The sequence below is a fragment of the Thiohalocapsa sp. genome (assembly GCF_019695415.1).
Taxonomy (GTDB): Bacteria; Pseudomonadota; Gammaproteobacteria; order Chromatiales; family Chromatiaceae; genus Thiohalocapsa.
This window is the reverse complement of the sequence record NZ_JAIFKJ010000035.1, coordinates 1-2,386: the sequence shown is the minus strand read 5'-3', so window position 1 is coordinate 2,386 and position 2,386 is coordinate 1. Positions and strand designations below refer to the sequence as shown.

The 2,386-nt window shown below is 59.7% G+C and carries 2 protein-coding genes; both read left to right on the top strand.

Annotation, left to right across the window (positions count from 1 at the left end; all coding sequences use genetic code 11):
* Positions 1-81: 81 nt before the first annotated feature.
* Positions 82-1,134: a hypothetical protein gene (locus I6U14_RS00445; RefSeq protein ID WP_296895970.1), complete on the top strand. Its 1,053-nt coding sequence runs from the start codon at positions 82-84 to the stop codon at positions 1,132-1,134.
* Positions 1,135-1,323: 189 nt separating this feature from the next.
* A partial coding sequence (locus I6U14_RS00440; protein WP_296895968.1) for a toxic anion resistance protein occupies positions 1,324-2,386 on the top strand: 1,063 nt, incomplete at its 3' end.

The following is a 2,386-nucleotide window of genomic DNA, read 5'->3' as shown; positions in this document are numbered from 1 at the left end:
TTGTTTTGATGGACTCGTCGCCACCCCGGACTTCACCTCCCCGATTGCTCGGCAGCGTCAGATGGGTATAAGGGCCAGCCTGTGTTGCTCGCGATCCTGATCATCGGCGTGGCGATTGCCATTTTCTTCTCCGTTCGGGGGCAGATCGCGGCCCGGCGCGTCGTCACGGTAGAGGGCCTGATCGGCTCGGAGAAGGAGCCATTCTTCGACGATCCCGAGGTGGTCGAGGCGCTGCGCCGCGGCGGCATCGAGGCCGTGGTGGAGAAGGCCGGCTCGCGCCAGATCGCTACCAGCTACGACCTCACCCAGTATGACTTCGCCTTCCCGGCCGGCGTGCCCGCGGCCGAGAAGATGCGCCGCGAGCAGGAGGGCAGCCAGTCCTACGACGCCTTCTTCACCCCCATGGCCATCGCCGCCTGGAAACCAATCGCCCAGATACTGGAAAACGAAGGCGTGGCCCAGGATCAGGGTGGGTACTACACGCTCAATATGGAAAAGCTGCTGGCGCTCATTGAGCAGGGCAAGCGCTGGAAAGACCTGGAGGGCAGCGCGGCCTATTCGGTGGACAAGAGGGTCTTGGTCACCTCGACCGACGTGCGCAAGTCCAACTCGGCCGCCATGTACCTCTCCCTGGCCAGCTTCGTGGCGAACGACCGCGATATTGTGCAAAACACGTCCGATATTAACGACGTGATGGGGCTGATGGAGGACCTCTTCCTCGATCAAGGGTATGTGGAGTATTCCTCGGCGGTGCCTTTCGAGAACTACCTGATCATGGGAATGGGCAAATCGCCGATGGTCATGATCTACGAGGCTCAGTTCATCGCGGCCGCGATCAACGGCCAAACGACGCCCGACATGGTGCTGATGTATCCCCAGCCGACCATCTTCTCCAAGCACATCCTGATCTCCTTCAGCGAGGGCGGCGAGAAGCTGGGCCAGTTGTTGCGCGACGACCCCGACTTACAGCGTCTGGTCATCAAGCACGGCTTCCGCAACGATGACCTGGCTTACTTTCAGGAATTTGTCAACGACCACAAGCTGGCGATGCCCACTTCCATCGTGAACGTGGTGGAACCGCCCAGCTACGAGGTGCTTGAGGAGATGATCCAACGAATCGAGAAGCAGTATTAGCCAAGTATGTAACGTTCAGACCATTTGGTTTGGACACAGAGAAGCACTGAGGAGACACAGAGACCCACAGAGAACGGCAAAGACATTTAGATTTTCCTCTGTGTCTCTCTGTGACAGCCTCCGTGTAACTATGTGTAACGAGGGTCTGGGTAGTTAGCCAAGTGTTAGAAAATCCAAAGGAGTGAATTCATGGCAACTGAACTAGAAGCACCTAAGGCACTGACGCCGCCTGAGCCGGTATCCGCCGTCCCGGAGAGCAAGGCCGGCGAGATGGTCAAGCTGGAACCGGCCACCTTGCAGAAGCTCGACGGCAAGGTGCAAGAATTCGTCGACGTGGTGGTCAACGCCGACGTCCACAGCGAGCCCTTCGAGAGCCGGGTCACGACCATCCACAACATGGGCAACAAGGAGATCCGCGCCGCCGCCAGCATGTCCAACCGCATGCTGAACCGCCCGGTCAAGGCGATGGAGGGCGGCGTGTTCGACGAGAAGTCGCCGGTCTCGCGCTCGCTGCTCGAGCTGCGCGAGACGGTCGAGGAGCTGGACCCCTCGCGCCAGGGTGACCTGCTCTCCCCGCGCAAGATTCTGGGCGTGATCCCCTTCGGCGACCGCCTGCGCGATTATTTCCGAAAGTACCAATCCTCCCAGGCCCACATCAACGCCATCATCAACACCCTCTACAGAAGCCAGGATGAGCTGCGCAAGGACAACGCCGTCATCGAGCAGGAGAAGGTCAACCTGTGGAACCTGATGCAGCAGTTGCGGCAGTATGTCTACGTGGGCAAGCAGATCGACGCCGCGCTGGAGGCCCGCATCGCCGAGGTAGAGGTGCGGGAGCCGGAGAAAGCCCGCGTGGTCAAAGAGGAGATGCTCTTCTACGTGCGGCAGAAGGTGCAGGACCTCCTGACCCAGTTGGCGGTGAGCATTCAGGGCTACCTGGCGCTGGACATGATCCGCAAGAACAACCTGGAGCTGATCAAGGGCGTGGATCGCGCCACCACGACCACCGTCTCGGCCCTGCGCACCGCAGTGATGGTGGCCCAGGCGCTGGCTAACCAGAAGCTGGTGCTGGATCAGATCGATGCCCTTAACGTCACCACCAGCAATCTGATCGAGTCCACCTCGGCCCTGCTGAAGGAGCAGACGGCGGATATTCACCGGCAGGCGACCAGCTCGACTGTCAATATCGAGCAATTGCAGACCGCCTTCAACAACATCTACGAAACAATGGATATGATCTCCGATTACAAGG